A 20092-nucleotide genomic window follows, 5' to 3' on the forward strand; every position below is an offset into this window, starting at 1 on the left:
CCCACTCGAAGTCACTGGCGAACCCTTCCCGATCGCGGAGACCGGCGCGGTCATTCTCCTGTTGAGTGTCGCGATGGTTGTCGGCTGGCTCTACTACCTCTATCGGTAGCGTTCGCGCCGACGCCTACGCCTGTTCTCGATCCACTGCTCCGTCGACGAGTTCGACACGCTCGCTGAGCCAGTGGCGCGCTTCGTCGGCGACGGCTTCGTCCGTCGCGGTGAGTTTCACACGGACCGAGTCGCCAGGGTAACTCCCGACAGTGACGTCGAAGCGTTCTCGGATCGCCTCGAATCGGTCGATCAGTTCACTCTCGGGTTCGTCGACGTCGACGACCGTCGTGTAGGTGGCCTCGCCGGAGAACTCGTCGGCGACGGCCTCGAACATCGATTTCATCTCGGTGGGCACGCCCGGGAAGACGTAGATGCCCTCGACGACCGCGCCGGGCGCGACGCCCGCCTCGTTCGGCAGCATTCGCGCTCCCGCGGGCAGGTCGGTGGTCCCGTCGACGAGGTCCTCCGCGGCGTACCCGCCGTGCTCGGTCAACCACTCGTGGGCGGCGTCGTGCGGTTCGACGCGGCGTCCGACCGCGGCGGCGACGCCGTCGACTGTCACGTCGTCGTGCGTGGGACCGAGGCCGCCGGTGACGATGACGGCGTCGTACTCGGCGCGGTACTCGTTGACGACGCGGGCGATGTCGGCGACGACGTCCGGAACGGTCGTGATACGCCCGACGTCGACACCGCGGTCGTTCAACTGTTCGCACAGCCACGCGGCGTTCGTGTTTACCGTGTCACCGGAGAGGATCTCGTCTCCGACGGTGACGATTGCGACTCGCATACCCGTGATATGCCTGAGATGGACAAAAGCGACTCGGCAGCGGGCCGTCGGTCTCAGCGCATTCCCGGCGGCGGCCCGTCGTCGAACTCGTCGTCGTCGGTCTCGACGTCGACGCCCATCTCCATCCGTCGGCGTCGCAAGCGCTCGATCTGTCGTCGGTAGTAGAGCAGCCCGCCGATGCCGATGGCACCGACCAAGGCGACGATCCCGCCGAAGACGTACAAGTCACGCTGGAGGTAGTACTGCACCGAGATGGTCTCGACCGTCACCGCTTCCTGCCAGACGATGTGGACGCGGCTGCTGTCGTCGATGGTCGCGTCGTAATTGCCGGGCGAGACCTTCCCGAAGACGGGGAAGTCGATCCGGCGGTCCGGCGGCAACACCACCTCGTAGGTGCCGTCCACGTAGGTAGGCAGCGTGAACCGCTTCGGCGTTCCGCTGCTGGTGTACGCGAGCTTACCGCCGCTAGCCGGTGCATTTTCCGGCAGTGAGACGATCATTTCGTCCCGCGTGCGGCGGATCTCCCCGCCGTTTTCGCGGATCTCTGTGCCGTTCACGACGGTCCCGTTCGGATAGCGATAGCGTACCGACTGGACGGATAGCGGATTCGTTCCGCCGAAGCCGTCGCGTCTGAACAGTTCGATAGTCGAACTGTTCGTCTCCATCACGGCCCGGAACTGGGTGTTTGCCTGCACCGTGATGTGCACTGTCCGGTTCGTCTCCCACTCGTAGGCGGCGGCCGGTTCGCTGTCGAGTCGTTCGGCGGGCACTGGTCCGGTTCCGAAGCCGAGACAGCCGCTCATCACTGCGAGCAAGGCGAGACTGCCGGCCGCGAGGAGGAGTCGACGGTTCATATGGTGCGAAAGTGGGTCATAGCGTTCGGAGAGGAGTCGGCCTCACGTCAGAACGCACTTCAGCTCCGACGGGAGGTACGAGCCGATGCTGGCGAGCAGCCCTGGCGGGTCGGTGCTCTCGGGGCAGACGATGCTCTGTTCGAGGAGTCCGAGGCGCTCGACAGTAACGATGTCGGCCGCGTGGCCGGCGCGGTTGACCGTCGCGCGGACTTCGCCGCGCGTCGCGCTGTTGACGTTCACTCGCCCGCTGCCGTCCTCGCGAGTCCAGTCGTACAGCCGGTCGCGCTCGGCGTCCGCGAGCCGTGGCGTCTCGCCGTAGACGAACCGCAGCGGCGTGTGCTGGACGACGCCGAAGCGATCCCGGATCTGCGAAGGCGACCCGGTTCCAAGGCCGAGTTCCTCGGCCGGAATCCGGACGCTGTTTCCGTTGCCGACGTCGAGCACCCAGCCGTCTTCGTCCCACGATTCGAGCGTTCCGACGTAGGTCTCGCCGTCCTCGTGGTCGGGAGCGATCTCGCCCCACGACTCGGCGAGGAGGTTGGCGGCGACAGTCGCGTCCTCGCCGTCGAGGTCGACGTCGAGGAAGTCGTCTTCGCGCACGTCGACCGTCCACTCGACCGATAGCTCGCCGATCTCGTTGCCGACGAGCGAATTGAAACTGTCGAGGGCTCGCTCGCGGGCGTCGCCATCGACGTAGCATTTGGTTGCGAGCGCGACCATCAGTCGTCTCGACCTACGTCGACGTTGAGTTCGTCGCGAAGCTCCTCGATCCGTCGCTCCATCGAGTCGACCATCTCGTCGTTCTCCATCGGTTCCAGCGGTGCGCCGGTCTCGGGGCACTGAAAGCCCTGCTCCATCGCCTCGGAGAACTCGAAGCGGATCCCCGCCGGTTCCGAGAGGTAGAACTCGTGGGTCCGTTCGTACTCCAGGCGTTCTTCGAGCGCGTCGAGAAGGCGGTGCATCTCCTCTTGGAGGTTTTCCGGGATGTTCTCGTAGTGGAACGTCCAGAGATAGGTGAGCCACCCGGAGTCCTCGTCGCGGACCCGGCGATAGGACGCCAGATCGTTCTCATAGAGGATGAAGAGCGCCCGTCGAACGTCGTTGAGCTCGAGGCCCAGTTCCTCGGCGAGTTCCTCGTCGGTTACCTCGCCGTCAGGCGGGGCCGCGGCCACCGGCATCCCCGTCGGTCCCACCAGCTCGTGGAGGTATTTCTGGATGACAGGGTCGTTCAGCAGCTCCTCAAAAGCCATTGTACACAGTTGCGCCGCTCAGTCGTTTTAAAGTTGCGGAAGCCGGGACGCTCGTCTGCTCCGGTATGTTTCCATACAGCCACTACTTAGAATTATGACAACACCTCGAAAACTATTCAGAATGATTTATTATTACGTACCTCGTAAGTATAATTCCCGCGAGAAGGCGGGGACACACTGGACGACTCGTTTCAGATCGCCTGGACGCTGGTGAGACGAAACGAGCTAGGAGCCACAACCGAAGAGTCCGTCACAAGGCGACGAGGTTTCGGTTCCGAAGGAGGACCGCACCGTCCCGAACGCTCGACCGCCCGGGCGGCCGAGGGACAAGGCCAACTATCGGAGTACGCGCAAGCGGACTTCGTGAAATTCGGCGACGGCACGTCGACAATGCCGGTGGGAACCCGGCTAACGCTTCGGCAAGCGCCGGTGAGATTCCGGATAAAGTCGGCGTGTCGAAGCTAGATGGCCGTGTGGGTCGGGGAAAACGTCTCCCGTCCGGGTCTACACCGCCGTTCTCGCGCATTTCTCTTCGACGTCGTCGTATCCCGCTTAGCGAGTCGTCACCGACCGCCGATCGCTCACGACCCGCCGTCGAGTTCCTCGGCGTCGACGACGCGCTTGCCGCGCTCCTGTGGGAGCACCCGACGGTCTGCGTCGGGCCACTCCTGTTCGAGTTCGCGACCCTCGAAGAGCCGGTCGAGGAAGACGGCCAGTCCCGCGACTTCCGAGTGCGGTTGGTTGGTGACGCCGACGTTCCAGTCGGCGTGTTCGTACACCTCGAAGGGGACCTTCTCGCCACCGACGACGATCAGGAGTGGCGCTTCCCGGTGCGCCTCTCGGATGTCGCCTTCGACGTCCTGGACGCGCTCGCCGTACATCGTGAGGTGGACGACGTGCCCGTCCCACTCGCGGATCGTCGCGTCCAGCTGATCCGTCAGTTCGACGTCGAAGGGGCCGCCGAACCGCCCGGTGATGTCTTGGACGGTCTCCTCCGATTGGCCGGCGTTGCCGGGGAAGATCACTCGGTCCGCGCCGAGCGCTCGCGCCGTGAGGCCAACGTGCGTCGTCATCCGGTCGTCTCGACCGGGCCGGTGGCCGTAGCGGAGCACGGCCACTTCGGATTCGTCTTGCATAGCCGAATCGAGACGGTGCGGGCGCTAAGGCGCTTCGGATGGCGTACGCGCTCGTCGACGCCATACGATCGCCGGTGTCCGCAACCCCGAAAAGGAGAACGCACTTACCGCTGTCTACTGCATCACGAGTATGGACCTCTCCGAGAAGCGAATCGTCGTCACCGGCGGCGCAGGCCTCGTCGGCTCGCACCTCGCGAACCGACTCCGCGACGACAACGACGTCGTCGTCGCCGACGACCTCTCGAAAGGCACGCGAGACCGCGTCCCTGCGGGCGTCGAGTTCGTCGAGGCGGATATGACGTCCCCAGACGACGTCGCGGACGTCATCACCGCCGACGTCGACCTCGTCTTCCACCTGGCAGCCTACACGGACACGAACTTCGCCGACCCGCGGAAGCTCTTCGAGGAGAACACCGAGATGACCTACAACGTCCTCGAACGGATGGCGGAGGTCGGCGTCTCGGACATTGCCTTTACCTCCTCGTCGACCGTGTACGGCGAAGCGCCGCGGCCGACGCCCGAGGACTTCGCACCCCTCGAACCGATCAGCGTCTACGGCGCGTCGAAACTCGCCGACGAGGGGCTGCTCTCGACGTACGCTCACGCGAAAGACTTCACCGTGTGGTGCTTCCGCTTCGCGAACATCGTCGGGCCGCACCAGCGCGGCAACGTCGTCCCGGACTTCATCGAGAAACTGCTTGCGGACCCCGAGACGCTCGAAATTCTCGGGGACGGTCGCCAGGAGAAGTCCTACCTCCACGTCACCGAGTGCGTCGACGCCATCTGCCACGTCGTCGAGCACGCCGACGCCGCGATGAACACCTACAATCTGGGAACGCGAACCACGACCTCCGTGAACCGCATCGCAGACATCGTCGCCGACGTGATGGATCTCGACCCCGACTACGCGTACACCGGCGGCGACCGCGGTTGGGAGGGCGACGTCCCGCGGATGCGGCTCTCCGTCGAGAAGCTCTCGGGGCTCGGCTGGGAAGCCGACGCCTCCAGCGACGACGCCGTCCGCCGCGCCGCCGAGGAACTCTACGAGGAACTGCGCGCCGAATCCGAGGCGTAGCGAGCGCGAGAGAAAGCGGCGACCCGGCGACTCACAGAGCCCCCACCCTGGAACGGCACCGCTTTCACCCCGCATCGATTACGTCGCCCCGTGCAGTTCGTCGGCTACGACACGGACCAGCCAGGACTCTTCGTGAGCCACGCGACCGGCACGGACGCCGACGCTCCATACGACGTCGAATTCGTCTCGCTCGATCCCGGCACCGAACTCGCGTACACCCTCGGCGAGCGTCACTGCGCTGGCACCGTCACCGACGAGGGTCACATCTCCTGTTCGAATCCGACGGCGCCGTACTGCCCGCAGCACCGCTCGACGTGGGTCTGTGCGAAGTGCACCGGGACGTGCCTGAAAGACGAGATGGACTGCGTCGAGGAACACGCGATCTACCTCGCGGCCTTCGCGCCGGACGTGTTCAAGGTCGGCGTGACGAAGGCGTGGCGGCTGGAGACGCGACTCCGCGAGCAGGGCGCAGATCGCGGCGCGCTCCTCCAGACAGTCCCGGACGGTCGGATCGCGCGAGAGCGCGAGGCCGAGATCGCCGCCGAAATCCCGGATCGGATCCGCGTGCCGACGAAGCGCGCGGGACTCCACCGCGATGTCGATGGCGACGCCTGGGACGCACTGCTCGCGGAGTACGACGTTGACGACGCCGACCGCTTCGACTTCGCGTACGGACTCGACCTTCGCGATCGCCCCGTCGCCGAGACGATCGCCACCGGAACTGTCCGCGGCGTTCAGGGCCGCCTCCTCGTGCTCGATCACGCCGGGAGCACGTACGCAGTCGACCTCCGCGACCTCGTCGGCTACGAGGCGACGGCGGAGGCGACGACGCGCGATGTCCAAGCGAGTCTCGGCGCGTGGGGGTGACCCGTGCCACCGGCCGATTCGGTTCGGAAAACCCCCCGACGCCGTACCCGAATTAAACGGATCAAATTCGGGTGAATCCGGGATCAGTACCTGCAGTATAAATGGTCGTTCGGGGTCTCGAACCGGGTGCAATGAACCGAACCACAATCGCGAGCGTCCTCGTCGCGGCGCTGGTGCTCCTCGCCGGCTGTTCCGGCGGGATCACCGGCTCGCAAGACGGGACTGCAACTGACGGATCGACGACGACCGCGGCACAGTCGACGACCGGCGCGACAGACAGCGGCACGCTGAATCTCTACGTCAGCGACGAACAGAACGCGATCAGTGACTTCGAACACCTCAACGTCACGATTACCAGAGTCGGCCTGAACCCGGCCGACGACGATGGCGACGATACTGACGATGCTGACGATGAGGATTCGGACGACACCAAGGAGAGCGGTGACGAGACGAACGAGAGCGACGACACCGCGACCGGCGCCGAGAACGTCACTGAGACGACGACCGAAACCCAGACCGAATCGCCCGAGACGGAGAATGAATCGGACGACGACGTCGAGAGTGACGCCGAGGACGGCGAGGGCGAGTGGGTCGAATACGAAGTCGACAGCCGGACCGTCGATCTGACGCGCCTGCAGGGCGCAAACGCGACGAAGCTCTCGTCGTTCGACGTCCAGAACGGCACCTACGAGAAGGTCTTCGTCTACGTCTCCGAAGTGAACGGGACGCTGAAAGACGGCAGCGACCAGCGCGTGAAACTCCCGAGCGGGAAGCTTCAGTTGAACTCGGAGTTCACCGTCGGTAACGGCGAGTCGGTCGACTTCGTCTTCGACATCACGGCAGTGAAGGCCGGCCAGAGCGGGAAGTACATCCTCAAGCCGGTCATCTCCGAGTCCGGGACGGATGTCGAGATCGACCCGGTCGATGAGGATAAAGACGACGAGGACGGCGAGAAGGGCGAGAACGATGCTGACGACGAACGAGGCGACGCGAGCGAACAGTCCGCGGAAGCGACTGCCGCGTTGAGCGCTAGTTTCGTCGGCAACGTCACGCAGGGAGAGAACGCGACGGTCAGCGTCACGCAGAACGGCTCCGCCGTCGCGAACGCGACGGTCGCCGTCGACGACGACCGAGTCGGGGAGACTGACGCCGACGGTACGGCCACGGTTTCGGTTCCCGGCGATGCCGAGGAACTCGAAGTGACGATCACCCGCGGCGACGCCGAAACCGAACTGACAGTCGAGTTCGAGACGGAGTCGTCCCGAGAGACGCAGTCGACGACGCAATCGAGTAGCGACGGCGGAACGTCGACCGCGACGAGCTAACGCCGCGACGATCACAGAGCGGCACCCACACAGCGGCATCTCCCGCGTTCTGCTTCTTCACACCAATTTTCTCGTGCTCATAGGGATCAACGTACGTCTCGATAGATGTCTCGCCGGACGGTACGGCGAGAATCTCCGAACAGTTACGACACTCCCTATCAGTCCCCAGCCGCGGGCGTCGCGACCGGCGTCTCCCGCGTCCGCAGGTAGGTAATGACGAAGATGCCCGTCGCGACGCCGATGAACGCCGCGGCGGTGAGAAACGCCGCAGTCGTCGAGACGGCGTCCTTGATCCCGCCGACGAGGACCGGCCCCGTGACCTGGCCGACCTTCCAGGCGATCGACCGGAGCGACATACTCGACGCCACCGAATCGAGCGTCTCACCCTCTTCGACGAACAGCGCCATACTCGCAGGTAGCCGGACACTGTCGGCGATACCGAGAATGCCGTAGGCAGCGAAGAGCGCGAAGAACGCCCCACCGAGCACCTGCGTCCGGCCGAACGCGTCGAAGCGAACCGGCTGGATCGCCCCCTCGAACACGAGTGCGAACGGGATGAGTGCCGTCCCGAGTCCGTACAGGAGCGCGCCGACGGCGACGAACCAGTATCGCCGGCCGATCCGGTCGGTCAGATCGCCCATATACCCCTGGAAGATCGACTTCGTTAGCTTCCCGCCGGCGAGGATCCACCCGATCGCGAAGGCGTTGATCCCGAACTCGGTTCGCGCGAAGATCGGCAGGAAGATGATGACGGCCATCTTGCCGACCGAGAAGCCGACCCGGAAAATCACGAGCGCGCGGATCATCGGCCGGCTCAGCAGGGATCGGAACGTCTCCATGCCGGTCGCCTCGTCGGGGTCTTTCTGTCCGCCAGGGTTGTCGCGGAGGTAGCGCCACACGAGGACGAGCGCGAGGAACGTGATCGCCGTCAGCGCCGCGTACGCCCAGACGAAATCGTAGGTGTAGAGCAGATAGCCACCGATGACGTCGCCGGCGAGACTGGAGAAGGCACCGACCTGATTGTACGCGCCGAGCCAGCGACCGCTGCCGTCCTCGGGGCTGATCTCGCCGACGACGGCCGAGCCGGTGATCCAAAGCAGGCTGGCGCCGAGCCCCTGGAGGATTCGGATCAGGATCACGTGCACCGAGTTCTCGACTAGCGCGAAGCCGACGAAGACGGCGACGTTGATCGCCAGGCCGGCGAGCAGGAAGTGCTTGGCGTTGCCCGTGTCGACTTTCCGGCCGAGCGGGAGGACGACGAGCAACTGCGCGATAGCGAAGGCCGTGCCGAACAGCCCTTCGACGACGCCAGTCGTGCCGAACTGGTCGGCGTAGAGCGCCAGCGCGATCAGGATCGTCGAGTAGGCCTGACTCCGGGCGAAGGCGACCCCGGACAGCGCGGCGAACTCCCGGTCGCGCAGGAGTCCGAGCGCTCCGCTGGCGTGTCCTGTCATTGCGTGTTCGAATCGCCGCCGTCGACGGAATTAAACGGCACTATTCGGGGAGCCACAGGGGTGTGTTGCCGGGTGACGTAGTCGAGGCCGAGGGGGTCGCGCGTCGTCTACTCACCGGACACAGCGCCGTCGCTCGCGAACGTGAAAACGGTATGAATGGTGGACAGCGAGATTGCCCGGCGTTCCGGCACGGGGAATCCCGGTTGCCTCCTCCACCCCGCGATCCTCCGAGCGACGAACGTTCACTGGTTCGCTGCTCGCTTCCGCGCCTGACGGGGTGCCAGCGACGAATCGTGGCAGACCGACCCTGCGGCCGGCGTTCACGAACCGCCGTCCCCGAAGGACGAGGTTTCTACGTTGGCTTCCGGGGCCCGTGTCGGTCTGACCGGACGCCCCCGGGTTCGGTCCCCGCTAAAGGCCAAAGTTGCGGGTGGAGAGCAGGGCCTAGCTGCCCGACCTAGTCCATCGACACGTAGACCGGGGCCACATAAGGGGCTTTCGACTCACAGAGTCGCCGATCGCCGGACGCCGTCGGGGGCAATCCCGCCCCGCCCGTATCGCCGTGCCCGCTCAACGGAGTACGGCTCGGGCGTAGCTTCCCGCAGTGACGGCGACGACGGAGGTTCCCGTGACGACGATCCACCGGTGGTTCTCGATCCAGGCGTACTCCGCAGGGAAACTGAAGAGCAGCGTCGAATCGATCGACAGCGCCCACAGCAACGAGAACAGCACCATCGCCAGCGCGGAGACGAGCGCGACGCCGCCGAGCGTTTGCGGGTCCGAGCGCTCCTGTGCGCCGGCCAGAAAGACGACGATGTTGAGGAGCGCGAGGACGCCGACGATCGAGACGCCGAGGGGACCGGCGGCGTAGTACTCGGCGACGCCCACGTCAGGTGCTGTGATCAACAGGGCGGGCGCGAAGACGACGCCCGCGAGGAGGAGACACACGACTGCACCGATCGTCGGGGCGACGGATCTGAGATTCATACTCGTCTCACGTGTCGATTGGCTCGCGTGTAAGCGCTTCGAGACCTATCGGAAGTCGAGACTGCCCGGTCCGCTCGTCTCCCGGAAGGGAAACCGGTAAGCCACCACCCCCTCGTTCTCGACTATGGAGCGCGTAGCGATCATCGGCGCGTCGATGACCCAGTTCGGGCAGCGCGAGGAGTGGATCCGCGGGCTGCTCGCCGAGGCGGGCAGCGCCTGCCTCGAGGACGCTGGCGTCTCGGCGGACGCCGTCGATCACCTGTACGTCTCGAATATGGCGAGCGGAGAGTTCGAAGGGCAGACTGGCGTCCCGAATGCCCTCGCACACGACCTCTCGGCGGTCCCCGCCTACACCGCCCGGATCGATCAGACGTCGTCGTCCGGCGGCGCGGGCGTGTACGCGGCCTGGCAGTCGGTCGCCTCCGGCGCCTCGGAGATGACGCTTCTCGTCGGCGGCGAGAAGATGACGCATCGATCGACCGCGGAGGCGACGGACGTCATCGCGTCGCTGACACACCCCGTCGAGTACAAACACGGCGTCACGCTCCCCTCCTTTGCGGGACTGACGGCACGCCACTACCTCGACAAGTACGACGCGCCGCGGGAGTCTCTCGGCAAGGTCGCAGTGAAGAACCACAAGAACGGCGTCGACAACCCCCACGCGCAGTTCCAGAAGGAAGTCGACCTCGACACCGTCTTGGAGTCGCCGATCGTCGCCGACCCGCTTCGGCTCTACGACTTCTGTCCGATCACTGATGGGTCTGCGGGATTGCTGTTCTGCCCCGAGTCGGTCGCCCGCGAGTACGCCGACGAGTACGCGGTCGTCTCCGGGATCGGGGGCGCGACGGACACCCACGTCGTTCACGAGCGCGCGGACCCGACGACGATGGGCGGCGTCGTCAACTCCGCAGAACAGGCCTACGAGATGGCCGACGCCGACCCCGACGACGTCGACGTCGCGGAACTCCACGATATGTTCACCATCCTGGAGTTCCTCCAGTCGGAGGACCTCGGCTTCTTCGAGAAAGGCGAAGGGTGGAAGGCCGTCGAAGAGGGCGTCACCGACCGCGACGGCGAGCTCCCGATCAACACCTCGGGCGGACTGAAGTCGAAGGGCCATCCCCTCGGCGCGTCCGGGGTGGCACAGGTGTACGAGATCTACCAGCAAGTCATCGGTAACGCCGGTGCCCGGCAGGTCGACGCCGAGACCGGCCTCGCCTGCAACGTCGGTGGGTTCGGAAACTGCGTGACGACGACGATCCTGGAGGGACAGCTATGAGCGACGAGCGAGACACCGGCGACGACGAACAGACGATGGAAGCGTACCGCTACCCCGACGGGAGCATCACGTACCCCGGACACCCGTTCGGGCCCGGCGGCGAGGAACCGACCGGAACGGTCGACCTGAGCGAGTACGTCGCCGAGGTCGTCACGTGGACGACGTCGACGGCGACGCCACCCGGCGTTCGACAGCCGAACACGCTCGCGATCGTCGAGTTCGACGTCGACGGCGAGCCCGTTCGTGCCATCGGTCAGGTGACGACCGAGGAGGTCGAGATCGGCGACGAGGTCCGTCCGGTCTACTGCGCGGAACTCCGCGATCCCGAGAAGGGCATCCGCGAACCAGCGAGCCAGGAGTGGGACGGATTTCGGTTTGAGCCCACAGAGTAACTTATATCGCGTCGCGGACGCGACGGGTGATCTCGTCGACGTCGTAGTCGTCTTCGGCTTTATCCCAGACGATCTCGTCGTCGACCGCAACAGTAAGAACGCCGTGGTCTCCGGTCACCAGAGCCACGCGATCGAGCCGGTCGCCGAACTGTTCGAGTAACGCGTGCTGGATCTTCTCGGCGCGTTCGAGGAAGCCACAGGGAACGCAGTATTCGACTTCGATAGCGGACATCTGTCCTCGGAGCGTTGGCTCTGTGCCGTGTTAAGCGCGTCGTGATCGACGTTCGGTCTCGGAGTCAGACTTTTGTCCGCTGACGCCGTACTCGTACATTGGTATGTGTTACCATACATACCAACTGAAGGCGCTAGCGGAGGAGCGACGAGCGCAAGCCGCACGGCGTGAAGAGGAGACGGAGGACCAAATCCGCACCGACGATGTCGAGGACGGCGTCACCGAGGAGCACAGCCCCGAGAAACGAACCAAGCCACAGCCAGTCGGGTTCGCCTGAGCACCCGGAACCGCACTATTTCGACCCCGAACGGCGTGGTCGGTCCGGTCGTCGCAGCGACCGACCACGTCGACGTTCACCCGAGCCGGTTCCCGAACAGCGGCCGCCAGTACAGCAGCGCGACCGTCAGTAAGAAGACGACCGTCGACACGTCGTAGGAGAAATCGAACGTCGCTGCAACGACGGCGGAACTGCCGCCGAGCACCCCCGAGAGAATCGACGCCAGAATCGGCCACGAACAGGAGACACACGAGAGCAAGCCGACGATCCCCGAGACCGCTGCGCCGGCGGCGTCGATCACTGTCGCGTACACCAGATACGCCAAGGCGACGTAGCCGACGATGCGGGCAGGCATCAACACGAGCGCCGCCCACGGCGTTGAGACGACCGGCGCTGGCCCCCACCCCGGAGCGAGCGTCGCCAGCCGGACGCCGAACTCACCAGCCCCGGGGCGCATCGCCGTGACGAGAACGCCGCCTGCGGCCGCCAACGCGACGAAATAGAGGACCGCGATCGCGGCCGCCCGGAGTCGCGTCCGCTCGTCGGCCGGTGCCGGGTCGGTCTTCCAGATGGCAAAGATACCGACGAAGATCCACGCGAGGCCGTAGACCGCATAGCGTGGCTGCGTGATCGTAATTCCGGACAGGAGAACGTACGCGACCGAGAGCACCGCGAGGGAGTTACCGATCAGCGCGGCGTAGAGAAGATCGCGCGTGTCGACGCTGACCGCGCGTGCGACGGACATTATACCGCCAACGCGTCGACGACGACGGCGAGCAGCAGCGCCCCGAGATACGCGTTCGACGCGTGGAACGACCGGAACGCCGCGGCTTCGGTCTGTTCGTAGTGCAGGCGGATCGCGAAGTAGAGGAAGATCGCACCGAAGACGACGGTCGTGAGCGCGTACGCCAGCCCGAGCGCCTGCATCGAAGCCATCGCACCCGCGGCGACGAGCGTCGCCGCCAGATACCAGAGGATGTGTTTGCGGGTCGTCGTCTCACCGCGGACGACCGGCATCATCGGGAAGCCGCCGCGCTCGTAGTCGTCCTTGTACGCGAGCGCGAGGTTGTAGAAGTGCGCCGGCGTCCACAGGAAGATGATCGTCGCGAGTGCGATCCCGCCGAGACCGATCTGCCCGTCGACGGCGACCCAGCCGATCAGCGCCGGGAGCGCGCCCGCCGCGCCACCGATGACGGTGTTCTGGACGGTGTTCGGCTTCAGCAAGAGCGTGTAGACGACGCTGTAAAACAGGATCGCTGCGACGCCGAGCACGGCCGCGAGCACGTTCACCCACGCGAACAGCGCAATCGACCCCACGGCCAGGAGGACGCCGAACGCGAGGGCGTTGCGGACGGGAACGAGGTCGGTCGCAAGGGGCCGGTCGCTCGTCCGCTGCATCCGACGGTCGATGTCGCGCTCGAAGACGTGGTTGAACGTCCCGGACGCGCCGATCGACAGAACGCCGCCACCGAGCGTCGCGAGCACGACGCCGATCGTCAGGCCGCCGTTCGTCGTCGCTGCCAGCGCCATCCCGGCGGCCGCGACGAGACAGAGCAGCCACATCAGCCGAGGCTTCGTCAGCCGGACGTACGCCTTCGCGGTCGCGACCAGCCGTTCCCGGCGGTCGGTCGGAATGTCCGGTTCATAGGAATTCTCGACCGGCGGGTCGAGATCGATGCTATCGACGGGCTCTTCGGAGGGGTCACCCGTCTCCCGTTCGAGGCTCCACGCGAGCGCGGCCACCAGCGAAACGAAGATTCCCATCCCGACGGTCAAGTGCGCCGCCGAGAGCGTTGCGTCGGCACCACCGACGGCGACGAACGCGCCGAGGGCGGCCTGGACGGGATAGAGGAGTCCTGCCAGGAGCGTCGCACCGAGGACGCGTCGCCCCGCACCAGCGCGCACGGCCGAGACGACAGTCACGACGCCGAGGGCACCGACGGCGACGGCCAGCAGCCGATGTCCGACTGCGAGCCACCCCGCGGCCGACGTCGGCGACGTCCAGCCGTCACCACAGATCGGCCAGGCCGTACACGACGCGGCCGCGTCTGTGAGAGCCGTGGTTGCACCGACGAGCAAGAGGAGATAGACGCCGATGGCGGTCGCTGCGAGCAGATTGTGGAACCGATTGTGTGTTGCAGTCGACGCCACGAAAGTCACCTATACGCCGTTAGGAATCACCGTACTTAGGGTCCCCGCTTTCCTGACCGCAGTCGGTCCGTGAGACAGCAAAGTATCGGACAATATGTGGACTACTCCACACACCACCCGGTCGCAGTCGACCGATCGCGACGAGCAGTCTGTTGCAGACGGTACGATAGAGTGACCGAAGTCAGCAACTATTTACGTGGTACTTCCTAACTCCGCACCGATGCGAAAGACGCGTTTGGCACTCGTTTCACTGCTCGCGGTGGTGGTGGCGGGCCTCGTCGCGGATCCGGTCGCCGCACAAGCGTCCGCCAGCGCAGAACTCATCAATGGGTTGAACGGGAAGCTTCTGTACATCGCTGTCCCGATCACTATCCTGGTAGAGGTAATCCTCCTCTACACGGTGGTGAAGTTCAGGAACAACGACGATCCGTCACCGACCCAGGAGAACCGTCGCCTGGAGATCACGTGGACGATCGCGACGGCGATCATCCTCCTCTTCGTCGGTGTGGCCTCCTACGGCGTTCTCGCGAACGAGAACGTCGCTACGGGCCCCGAGATCGAGAGTACCCAGGGCGAACCCGTCGTCGTCCACGCCGAGGCGTACCAGTGGGGCTGGGAGATGTCGTACCCCGAATCGGGTAACTTCTCGACCGGCACCGAGATCGTAGTCCCGAAGGACCGTCCGGTCCAAATCCAGGTGACATCACGGGACGTGATCCATGGATTCCACGTTCCGAAGTTAGCGCTCAAGACGGACGCGATGCCTGGACAGGTGAACACGATCAAGACGGTCGCCTACGAGGAAGGGACGTACCAGGGCTACTGTACTGAGTACTGTGGCGTCGCTCACTCGCAGATGTACTTCACCGTCGAGGTCGTCTCCCAGGACGAGTACCAGCAGTGGCTCGACGAACAGCAGAGTAGCGAGTAATCGCGCACCCGCTTTTCGGGTTTCTTCGGTCCGTGAGCAGCCGCTACGCGCTGCTTTCTACTTCTCCTGTCCAGCTGGTCGGCGAGTGCCGGCGATATCGGAAAAAAGCGGCTACGCGTTCCGATCTGCGTCCGAGACTGCTTCTTCTGCCGGCGCCTCGTGGTCCGGTCCACGCTCTTCGAGAATCCGGTCGATGATCCGTCCGGTCGAGAGCAGTTCATCGTCGTACCGTGGTTCCCGAGCTGACGCGCGATCGACCTCACAGTCGATCCCACGTCCTGCGAGCGCGTCGCGGAGCGCGTCTGCGTCGTGGTGCTGATCGTGCCCGAGAACGATGACGTCGGGATCGATCCGCTCGATGGGGACGAAGATGTCTTCGCGGTGCCCGAGGTGCGCATCGGTCACCATCTCGAGCGCGCCGACGACATCCCGTCGCTGCCGATCGGGCAACACAGGACGTTCCTTGTGTGTGACGTTCTCCCGTCGGGCGACGATGACGTGTAGTTCGTCGCCCATCGCGGCCGCTTCCGAGAAGTAGTGGATGTGGCCGGGATGAATGAGATCGAACGTCCCCTGCGCGACGATCCGGCGGGTCACCGGTAAGACCCTCCGGACTCCCGATAGCTCCCGCCGAGGTTGCCGTAGTCGAGGTCGAGGTCGTCCTCGGTGAAGTCGAAGAAGTCCTCGGGGTCGGGCAGGTCGACGTCGAGGACGGGCAGGTCGCGAACCTCCCCGCTCTGGTCGAACGCCTGCCAGTCAGTCGGGCCGTACGGATGACCGAGGATGATGTGGACCTGGCCTTGGCCGAAGGTGTCCAGATCGGCGTCGCTCGGCCGGAGGACGCCGTTCGGGTGAGAGTGGATCGACCCCACCGCGTGGCGGTCGTTCGGGATCATATTGCTGTCGACGGTGGCGCTCGTCGGATCCGATCGCGTCCCTGGGACGATCAACACCTCCGTGATGACGGTGCCCGAGCGATCGAGATCGAAGTGGCTGGCGTCTTCGCCGCGGAGAAAGCCCATATACTCGTTCGGATGTGTCTCGCGGGATGCCTCCCGTGCGAAGTCGAGCGCGTCGGCGGCGATGCCGATCACCTCACTCGACCGGAAGAGTCGCATATTCGATTCTCCGGTTCGTCGCCTTCTAAGCGTTCCGGTCGGATTCAGGCGAGACCAGCCGACCGCACCGTCGGGAGACGGCGTCGGCGGCACCCGCCCCGTGCGCGCGGATTGTAAAGTCTTAACCGCGACGCACCACTTCTCGCCAGTATGACCGCCGATAACGCCGGGGATTCCGGCGGCGCGTCCGCTCCGGATTCGGAGACGGACTCGCGACCTATCGTCTACGATCTCGCACCGAACTGCACGCTCGAAGACGTCGAAGAAGGCGAACGGTACCACGCCGTCGTCAACGGCGTCGTCGAATACGGCATCTTCGTCGACATCTCCGACGAGGTGTCCGGACTCGTCCACGAGTCGAACCTCGATCGCTCCTACGAGGTCGGCGACCGCCTGACCGTCACGCTCGAAGAGATCAAAGAGAACGGCGATCTCGCGTTCGACGTCTTCACCGAGTCGACGTACCAGACTGTCGTCGTCGATCACGAACCCGACATCGCGCCGATCGCAGGGTTGAGCGCCGGCGACGAAGTCCACATCGAAGGACAGGTCGCCCAGATCAAACAGACCGGCGGCCCGACCGTCTTCCGCATCGCCGACGAGACGGGAATCGTCTCTGCGGCGGCGTTCCGCGAGGCGGGCGTTCGCGCCTTCCCGGCCGTCGAACTCGACGACGTCGTCCGGATCGGCGGCAGCGTCGAGTCCCACGACGGCTCGCTCCAGCTCGAAGTCGACTCGATGACTCGACTCGACGGCGAGGCGATGGCCGAGGCCCGCGAACGCCTCGACGCCGCGTTCGAGGAACGCGCAGCGCCCGAGGACGTCGAGTCACTCGTCGAGTGGCCGGCGTTCGAGAAACTCCGCGACGACCTTCGCGAGGTCGCTCGCCTGCTGCGACGGACGGTGCTGGAAGGGCGTCCGATCCGCGTTCGACACCACGCTGACGGCGACGGGATGTGCGCCTCCGTGCCAGTTCAGTTGGCCCTGGAGAACTTCATCGAGGCCGTCCACGACGACGACGACGCCTCGCGGCACCTCGTCAAGCGACTTCCCTCGAAAGCGCCGTTCTACGAGATGGAGGACGTCACGCGCGACCTGAATTTCGCGCTCGAAGGCCGTGCGCGGCACGGCCAGCGGCTCCCGCTCCTCCTGATGCTCGACAACGGCTCCACCGAGGAGGACGTCCCCGCCTACGAGAACCTCGCACACTACGACGTGCCGATCGCGGTCGTCGACCACCACCACCCCGACCCGGAGGCGGTCGACGACCTCCTCGACGCCCACGTCAACCCCTACCTCTACGACGAGGACTACCGCATCACGACGGGGATGATGTGCGTCGAACTCGCGCGGATGATCGACCCCGACGTGACCGAGGAACTCCGCCACGTCCCGGCCGTCGCGGGCCTGGCCGACCGCTCGAAGGCCGAGGCGATGGAAGACTTCGTCTCGCTCGCCGAGTCTGAGGGCTACGACCGCGAGCGCCTGCTCGACGTCGGTGAGGCGCTCGACTACGCGGCCCACTGGCTGCGATACAACGACGGCCAGTCGCTCGTCAACGACGTGCTGAACGTCGGCTGCGACGACGAGGACCGCCACCAGGAACTCGTCGGCTTCCTCGCGAGCCGCGCCGAGCGCGACGTCGAACGGCAGATGGACGCCGCCGCTTCTCACCTCGAACACGAGCGGCTGGAGTCCGACGCCCACCTCTACACTGTCGACCTCGACGAGTGGGCCCACCGCTTCACCTACCCCGCGCCGGGGAAGACCACCGGAAAGCTCCACGACCGAAAGGTCCGCGAACACGGCGAGCCGGTCATCACGATCGGCTACGGCCCCGACTTCGCCGTCCTTCGGTCCGACGGAGTCCGCCTCGACATCCCGCGGATGGTCGCAGAACTGAACGAGGAAGTCGTCGGCGGCGGCGTCTCCGGTGGCGGCCACCTCGTCGTCGGATCGATCAAGTTCGTCAAGGGGATGCGCACCGAGGTCATCGAGAGCCTCGTCGACAAGATGGCCGACGCCGAACTCGACGAGGAACTCTCCTCGCAGGCCGTCGTCGACACCGAGGCCTAAGGGCGCCGCCGACAACGCAGACGCGGGCCGCACTTCTCACTCGAAGTCCACCGTTCGGCGAAGGACGAAGCCGGCGAGCGACGCCGCCGAAAGCGCACCCAGTGCCATCGTGAGCGTCCGCTTTCTGTTCTGCATCCCCTCTCGACTACTCGTTCGTTCGCCGCTCGACCCGCCGGTTCCGGCGGCGTCCCAATCCGCTGTGAAGACCCGTCCGTAGTACGTCGCCGCCGCCTCGCCGTCGAGCGCGAGGGTGACTTCCCTGTTCTCGGTCGCCGCGTGTTCGTTCCAGTTGAGACTGCCGACGACGACCGTCTCCCCGTCGATCACCGCGCCTTTCGCGTGGACTTTCCCGAACCGTCCGGCCGGGCGAGCGATCCGCGCCTCGATCGGGAGGCCACGTTCGCGGAGGCGCATCGTCCGCTCGACGACCTCCTGGTTCGACTCCTCGTCGTACCACGCGTTCGAGAGGAGGATGCGGACGTCGACGCCGCGCTCGGCGGCGGCGACGAGCGACGCGAAGTAGGGGCCGTCCGGGTCGAGCCGTGGTGACAGGACGGCGATGCGGGCCTCTGCGCCGGCGATTTCGCTCCTGACGGCGGCCCCCGCGTTTCCGGGGGCCGTCAGCACTCGCACGTGTTCGATAGTGACCGTTTCGGGGGCGAATCCAGCATCGTACGACCCCGAAGCCGGCTCCTCTTCGACGAACGAGGCGTTCCGGCGGTGTTCGCGCCACGGCACGGCGTCGATGCCGTCGGCGTCGTGAGCGAAGACAGCGGCGAGTTCGTCGGCCGTCCGCTCGGAGTGAACGCGGACCCCCCACCCACGGCTGTCCCGACCCCCGGTCCCCGCCGGCTTCCAGTTCTCCGTCAACACGAGCGCGTCGTCGTCGCTGACGGCGTACTTGGGGTGGTGATACGAAAAGCGCGCGTGCGGGCCGTCGATCACGCGGACGTCGACACCGCCCGCGACGAGGCGGTCGAGTTGTTCGCGCTGATTAGTCGTCGTCCCGCCGACTGGGCCGCCTTCCAGGAGCACGCGCACGCGGACGCCGCGGTCGGCCGCGGCGAGGAGCGCGTCGGCGACCCGGGGCGAGGCGAACGTGTAGCCGGCGAGCAGGACCCGCGTCTCGGCGCGCTGGAGCGTTTCGAGCGGCACATCGGGCGAATCTGGGAGGACGAAAGCCGTCGCGGTCGCCGGCCCCGTCGCGACGACCGGCCGTGGAGATAACCCACGCGGCGTCCACTGGCCGGTCGTCGCGTTCAACCGCTCGCCTTCGCGAGCGCGGTCGTAGATGACGCGATCGACGGCGACGCCGTCTCGACGAAGGACGAGTCGTTCACCGGCGTTCGCCAGCGAGAGCGAGGCTCGGACGACCGGCACGTCGACGAGCGCTCGCGTCGCGTTCGGCGCCGCGGACAACGCGACGGTGCCGGTCGAGGGGACGCTGATATTCGACTCGCCGTCCGAGAGCGTCAGGTTCGACGCACTCGCGGCGTCGACGACGACAAATTCGCCGACGTCGCCGTTTGCGACCGGATCCGGAAACGTGGCGACGATGTGCGGCCCTGCGGGTTGTCCATCGGTGGTGTTGGTCGCGGGCGAGCTGGGACCGGCTCCCGAAGACGCGGCCGCAACGGGCGCGACAGCTCCAGCGATCCCGGCAGCAACGAGGAGGAGCACGCAGACGAGCCGATACGCTTCACGAGAGGCGGGTCGCTGGACAGTCGTCCGATTAGCTGCGACATAGCGGCCCGCGATCCCCGTACGACGCGCTCGTGATACCACGGCGCGTCTGGCCCGGCGATCCTATTTGAACGTACGCAGTCGCCGCCCAGTTACGTGGTCGCCGT

At 65.8% G+C, this 20092-nt stretch carries 21 protein-coding genes and 1 other RNA gene; 8 read left to right on the forward strand and 14 right to left on the reverse strand.

Features of this window, described 5'->3' with window-relative positions:
- Positions 1 to 124: 124 nt before the first annotated feature.
- From RBH22_RS02375 to RBH22_RS02395, 5 genes are all read right to left on the reverse strand, one after another.
- Positions 125 to 838: a molybdopterin-binding protein gene (locus RBH22_RS02375; protein ID WP_256544718.1), complete on the reverse strand. Its 714-nt coding sequence runs from the start codon at positions 836 to 838 to the stop codon at positions 125 to 127.
- 53 nt (positions 839 to 891) lie between these two features.
- Positions 892 to 1692: a DUF5803 family protein gene (locus RBH22_RS02380; protein WP_306676420.1), complete on the reverse strand. Its 801-nt coding sequence runs from the start codon at positions 1690 to 1692 to the stop codon at positions 892 to 894.
- Between the two features lie 42 nt (positions 1693 to 1734).
- On the reverse strand, positions 1735 to 2412 hold the full coding sequence (locus RBH22_RS02385; RefSeq protein WP_256544720.1) for a DUF2110 family protein: 678 nt from the start codon (positions 2410 to 2412) through the stop codon (positions 1735 to 1737).
- Positions 2412 to 2942: a transcription factor gene (locus RBH22_RS02390; RefSeq protein ID WP_121568152.1), complete on the reverse strand. Its 531-nt coding sequence runs from the start codon at positions 2940 to 2942 to the stop codon at positions 2412 to 2414. The genes RBH22_RS02385 and RBH22_RS02390 overlap by 1 nt, the downstream gene beginning before the upstream one ends.
- A 581-nt stretch (positions 2943 to 3523) precedes the next feature.
- Complete coding sequence (locus tag RBH22_RS02395; protein ID WP_306676421.1) at positions 3524 to 4078, reverse strand: tRNA (cytidine(56)-2'-O)-methyltransferase; 555 nt, start codon at positions 4076 to 4078, stop codon at positions 3524 to 3526.
- 130 nt (positions 4079 to 4208) lie between these two features.
- On the opposite strand from RBH22_RS02395, the gene RBH22_RS02400 reads away from it, so the two are divergent.
- From RBH22_RS02400 to RBH22_RS02410, 3 genes are all read left to right on the forward strand, one after another.
- Entirely contained in the window at positions 4209 to 5153 is a 945-nt protein-coding gene (locus RBH22_RS02400) for an NAD-dependent epimerase/dehydratase family protein (protein ID WP_256288099.1), read from the forward strand.
- A 90-nt stretch (positions 5154 to 5243) separates the two neighbouring features.
- Positions 5244 to 6020 (forward strand): DUF2797 domain-containing protein, encoded by a 777-nt coding sequence (locus tag RBH22_RS02405; RefSeq protein WP_306676422.1) that lies wholly within the window; start codon positions 5244 to 5246, stop codon positions 6018 to 6020.
- A gap of 131 nt (positions 6021 to 6151) precedes the next feature.
- Positions 6152 to 7345, forward strand: a complete 1194-nt coding sequence (locus RBH22_RS02410; RefSeq protein ID WP_306676423.1) for a DUF4382 domain-containing protein — start codon at positions 6152 to 6154, stop codon at positions 7343 to 7345.
- A 158-nt stretch (positions 7346 to 7503) separates the two neighbouring features.
- On the opposite strand, the gene RBH22_RS02415 is transcribed toward RBH22_RS02410, so the two are convergent.
- The 3 genes from RBH22_RS02415 to RBH22_RS02425 form a co-directional block, all read right to left on the reverse strand.
- The gene (locus RBH22_RS02415) at positions 7504 to 8799 is read right to left on the reverse strand and encodes an MFS transporter (RefSeq protein WP_256544725.1); all 1296 of its coding nucleotides are present in this window, start codon (positions 8797 to 8799) and stop codon (positions 7504 to 7506) included.
- Positions 8800 to 8956: 157 nt separating this feature from the next.
- Positions 8957 to 9267, reverse strand: an RNA gene (gene ffs, locus RBH22_RS02420) — signal recognition particle sRNA.
- Between the two features lie 102 nt (positions 9268 to 9369).
- Positions 9370 to 9786: a hypothetical protein gene (locus RBH22_RS02425; protein ID WP_256288103.1), complete on the reverse strand. Its 417-nt coding sequence runs from the start codon at positions 9784 to 9786 to the stop codon at positions 9370 to 9372.
- A 124-nt stretch (positions 9787 to 9910) separates the two neighbouring features.
- Here RBH22_RS02425 and RBH22_RS02430 point away from each other — a divergent pair, with 124 nt between their 5' ends.
- Positions 9911 to 11065, forward strand: coding sequence for a thiolase family protein (locus tag RBH22_RS02430; protein ID WP_306676424.1), 1155 nt, complete (start codon positions 9911 to 9913; stop codon positions 11063 to 11065).
- Positions 11062 to 11457 carry an OB-fold domain-containing protein gene (locus tag RBH22_RS02435; RefSeq protein WP_256544728.1) on the forward strand — a complete coding sequence of 132 codons (396 nt, stop codon included), beginning with the start codon at positions 11062 to 11064 and terminating at the stop codon, positions 11455 to 11457. Before RBH22_RS02430 ends, RBH22_RS02435 begins: the two co-directional genes overlap by 4 nt.
- Before the next feature lies 1 nt (position 11458).
- Here RBH22_RS02435 and RBH22_RS02440 read toward each other — a convergent pair whose 3' ends face one another.
- Positions 11459 to 11689, reverse strand: a complete 231-nt coding sequence (locus tag RBH22_RS02440; protein WP_306676425.1) for an Rdx family protein — start codon at positions 11687 to 11689, stop codon at positions 11459 to 11461.
- 103 nt (positions 11690 to 11792) lie between these two features.
- On the opposite strand from RBH22_RS02440, the gene RBH22_RS02445 reads away from it, so the two are divergent.
- Positions 11793 to 11966 (forward strand): hypothetical protein, encoded by a 174-nt coding sequence (locus RBH22_RS02445; protein WP_256544729.1) that lies wholly within the window; start codon positions 11793 to 11795, stop codon positions 11964 to 11966.
- A gap of 76 nt (positions 11967 to 12042) precedes the next feature.
- Here RBH22_RS02445 and RBH22_RS02450 read toward each other — a convergent pair whose 3' ends face one another.
- On the reverse strand, positions 12043 to 12711 hold the full coding sequence (locus RBH22_RS02450; protein WP_306676426.1) for a hypothetical protein: 669 nt from the start codon (positions 12709 to 12711) through the stop codon (positions 12043 to 12045).
- Positions 12711 to 14117, reverse strand: coding sequence for a heme o synthase (gene cyoE, locus RBH22_RS02455; RefSeq protein WP_256544731.1), 1407 nt, complete (start codon positions 14115 to 14117; stop codon positions 12711 to 12713). The genes RBH22_RS02450 and cyoE overlap by 1 nt, the downstream gene beginning before the upstream one ends.
- A gap of 220 nt (positions 14118 to 14337) precedes the next feature.
- On the opposite strand from cyoE, the gene coxB reads away from it, so the two are divergent.
- On the forward strand, positions 14338 to 15048 hold the full coding sequence (coxB, locus tag RBH22_RS02460; RefSeq protein ID WP_256544732.1) for a cytochrome c oxidase subunit II: 711 nt from the start codon (positions 14338 to 14340) through the stop codon (positions 15046 to 15048).
- A gap of 111 nt (positions 15049 to 15159) precedes the next feature.
- On the opposite strand, the gene RBH22_RS02465 is transcribed toward coxB, so the two are convergent.
- Both RBH22_RS02465 and RBH22_RS02470 read right to left on the reverse strand, forming a co-directional pair.
- Entirely contained in the window at positions 15160 to 15645 is a 486-nt protein-coding gene (locus tag RBH22_RS02465) for an adenylyltransferase/cytidyltransferase family protein (protein ID WP_256544733.1), read from the reverse strand.
- Positions 15642 to 16166: a Mov34/MPN/PAD-1 family protein gene (locus tag RBH22_RS02470; RefSeq protein WP_256288110.1), complete on the reverse strand. Its 525-nt coding sequence runs from the start codon at positions 16164 to 16166 to the stop codon at positions 15642 to 15644. Before RBH22_RS02470 ends, RBH22_RS02465 begins: the two co-directional genes overlap by 4 nt.
- 150 nt (positions 16167 to 16316) lie before the next feature.
- Here RBH22_RS02470 and RBH22_RS02475 point away from each other — a divergent pair, with 150 nt between their 5' ends.
- Positions 16317 to 18242: an OB-fold nucleic acid binding domain-containing protein gene (locus tag RBH22_RS02475; protein WP_306676428.1), complete on the forward strand. Its 1926-nt coding sequence runs from the start codon at positions 16317 to 16319 to the stop codon at positions 18240 to 18242.
- Between the two features lie 36 nt (positions 18243 to 18278).
- Here RBH22_RS02475 and RBH22_RS02480 read toward each other — a convergent pair whose 3' ends face one another.
- Positions 18279 to 20027 (reverse strand): phospholipase D-like domain-containing protein, encoded by a 1749-nt coding sequence (locus RBH22_RS02480; RefSeq protein ID WP_306676429.1) that lies wholly within the window; start codon positions 20025 to 20027, stop codon positions 18279 to 18281.
- Positions 20028 to 20092 lie beyond the last annotated feature (65 nt).

The organism is Halobellus sp. H-GB7, from assembly GCF_030848585.1.
Taxonomy (GTDB): Archaea; Halobacteriota; Halobacteria; order Halobacteriales; family Haloferacaceae; genus Haloquadratum; species Haloquadratum inordinatus.

Bases quoted from the DNA above. Each gene is read 5' to 3' on its own strand.
- RBH22_RS02450 (WP_306676426.1), bottom strand. From the start codon at position 12,711: ATGTCCGTCGCACGCGCGGTCAGCGTCGACACGCGCGATCTTCTCTAC.
- RBH22_RS02415 (WP_256544725.1), bottom strand. From the start codon at position 8,799: ATGACAGGACACGCCAGCGGAGCGCTCGGACTCCTGCGCGACCGGGAG.
- RBH22_RS02475 (WP_306676428.1), top strand. From the start codon at position 16,317: ATGACCGCCGATAACGCCGGGGATTCCGGCGGCGCGTCCGCTCCGGAT.
- coxB (WP_256544732.1), top strand. From the start codon at position 14,338: ATGCGAAAGACGCGTTTGGCACTCGTTTCACTGCTCGCGGTGGTGGTG.
- RBH22_RS02425 (WP_256288103.1), bottom strand. From the start codon at position 9,786: ATGAATCTCAGATCCGTCGCCCCGACGATCGGTGCAGTCGTGTGTCTC.
- RBH22_RS02400 (WP_256288099.1), top strand. From the start codon at position 4,209: ATGGACCTCTCCGAGAAGCGAATCGTCGTCACCGGCGGCGCAGGCCTC.
- RBH22_RS02430 (WP_306676424.1), top strand. From the start codon at position 9,911: ATGGAGCGCGTAGCGATCATCGGCGCGTCGATGACCCAGTTCGGGCAG.
- RBH22_RS02385 (WP_256544720.1), bottom strand. From the start codon at position 2,412: ATGGTCGCGCTCGCAACCAAATGCTACGTCGATGGCGACGCCCGCGAG.
- RBH22_RS02435 (WP_256544728.1), top strand. From the start codon at position 11,062: ATGAGCGACGAGCGAGACACCGGCGACGACGAACAGACGATGGAAGCG.
- RBH22_RS02470 (WP_256288110.1), bottom strand. From the start codon at position 16,166: ATGCGACTCTTCCGGTCGAGTGAGGTGATCGGCATCGCCGCCGACGCG.
- RBH22_RS02440 (WP_306676425.1), bottom strand. From the start codon at position 11,689: ATGTCCGCTATCGAAGTCGAATACTGCGTTCCCTGTGGCTTCCTCGAA.
- RBH22_RS02395 (WP_306676421.1), bottom strand. From the start codon at position 4,078: ATGCAAGACGAATCCGAAGTGGCCGTGCTCCGCTACGGCCACCGGCCC.
- RBH22_RS02445 (WP_256544729.1), top strand. From the start codon at position 11,793: ATGTGTTACCATACATACCAACTGAAGGCGCTAGCGGAGGAGCGACGA.
- RBH22_RS02375 (WP_256544718.1), bottom strand. From the start codon at position 838: ATGCGAGTCGCAATCGTCACCGTCGGAGACGAGATCCTCTCCGGTGAC.
- RBH22_RS02410 (WP_306676423.1), top strand. From the start codon at position 6,152: ATGAACCGAACCACAATCGCGAGCGTCCTCGTCGCGGCGCTGGTGCTC.
- RBH22_RS02380 (WP_306676420.1), bottom strand. From the start codon at position 1,692: ATGAACCGTCGACTCCTCCTCGCGGCCGGCAGTCTCGCCTTGCTCGCA.
- RBH22_RS02390 (WP_121568152.1), bottom strand. From the start codon at position 2,942: ATGGCTTTTGAGGAGCTGCTGAACGACCCTGTCATCCAGAAATACCTC.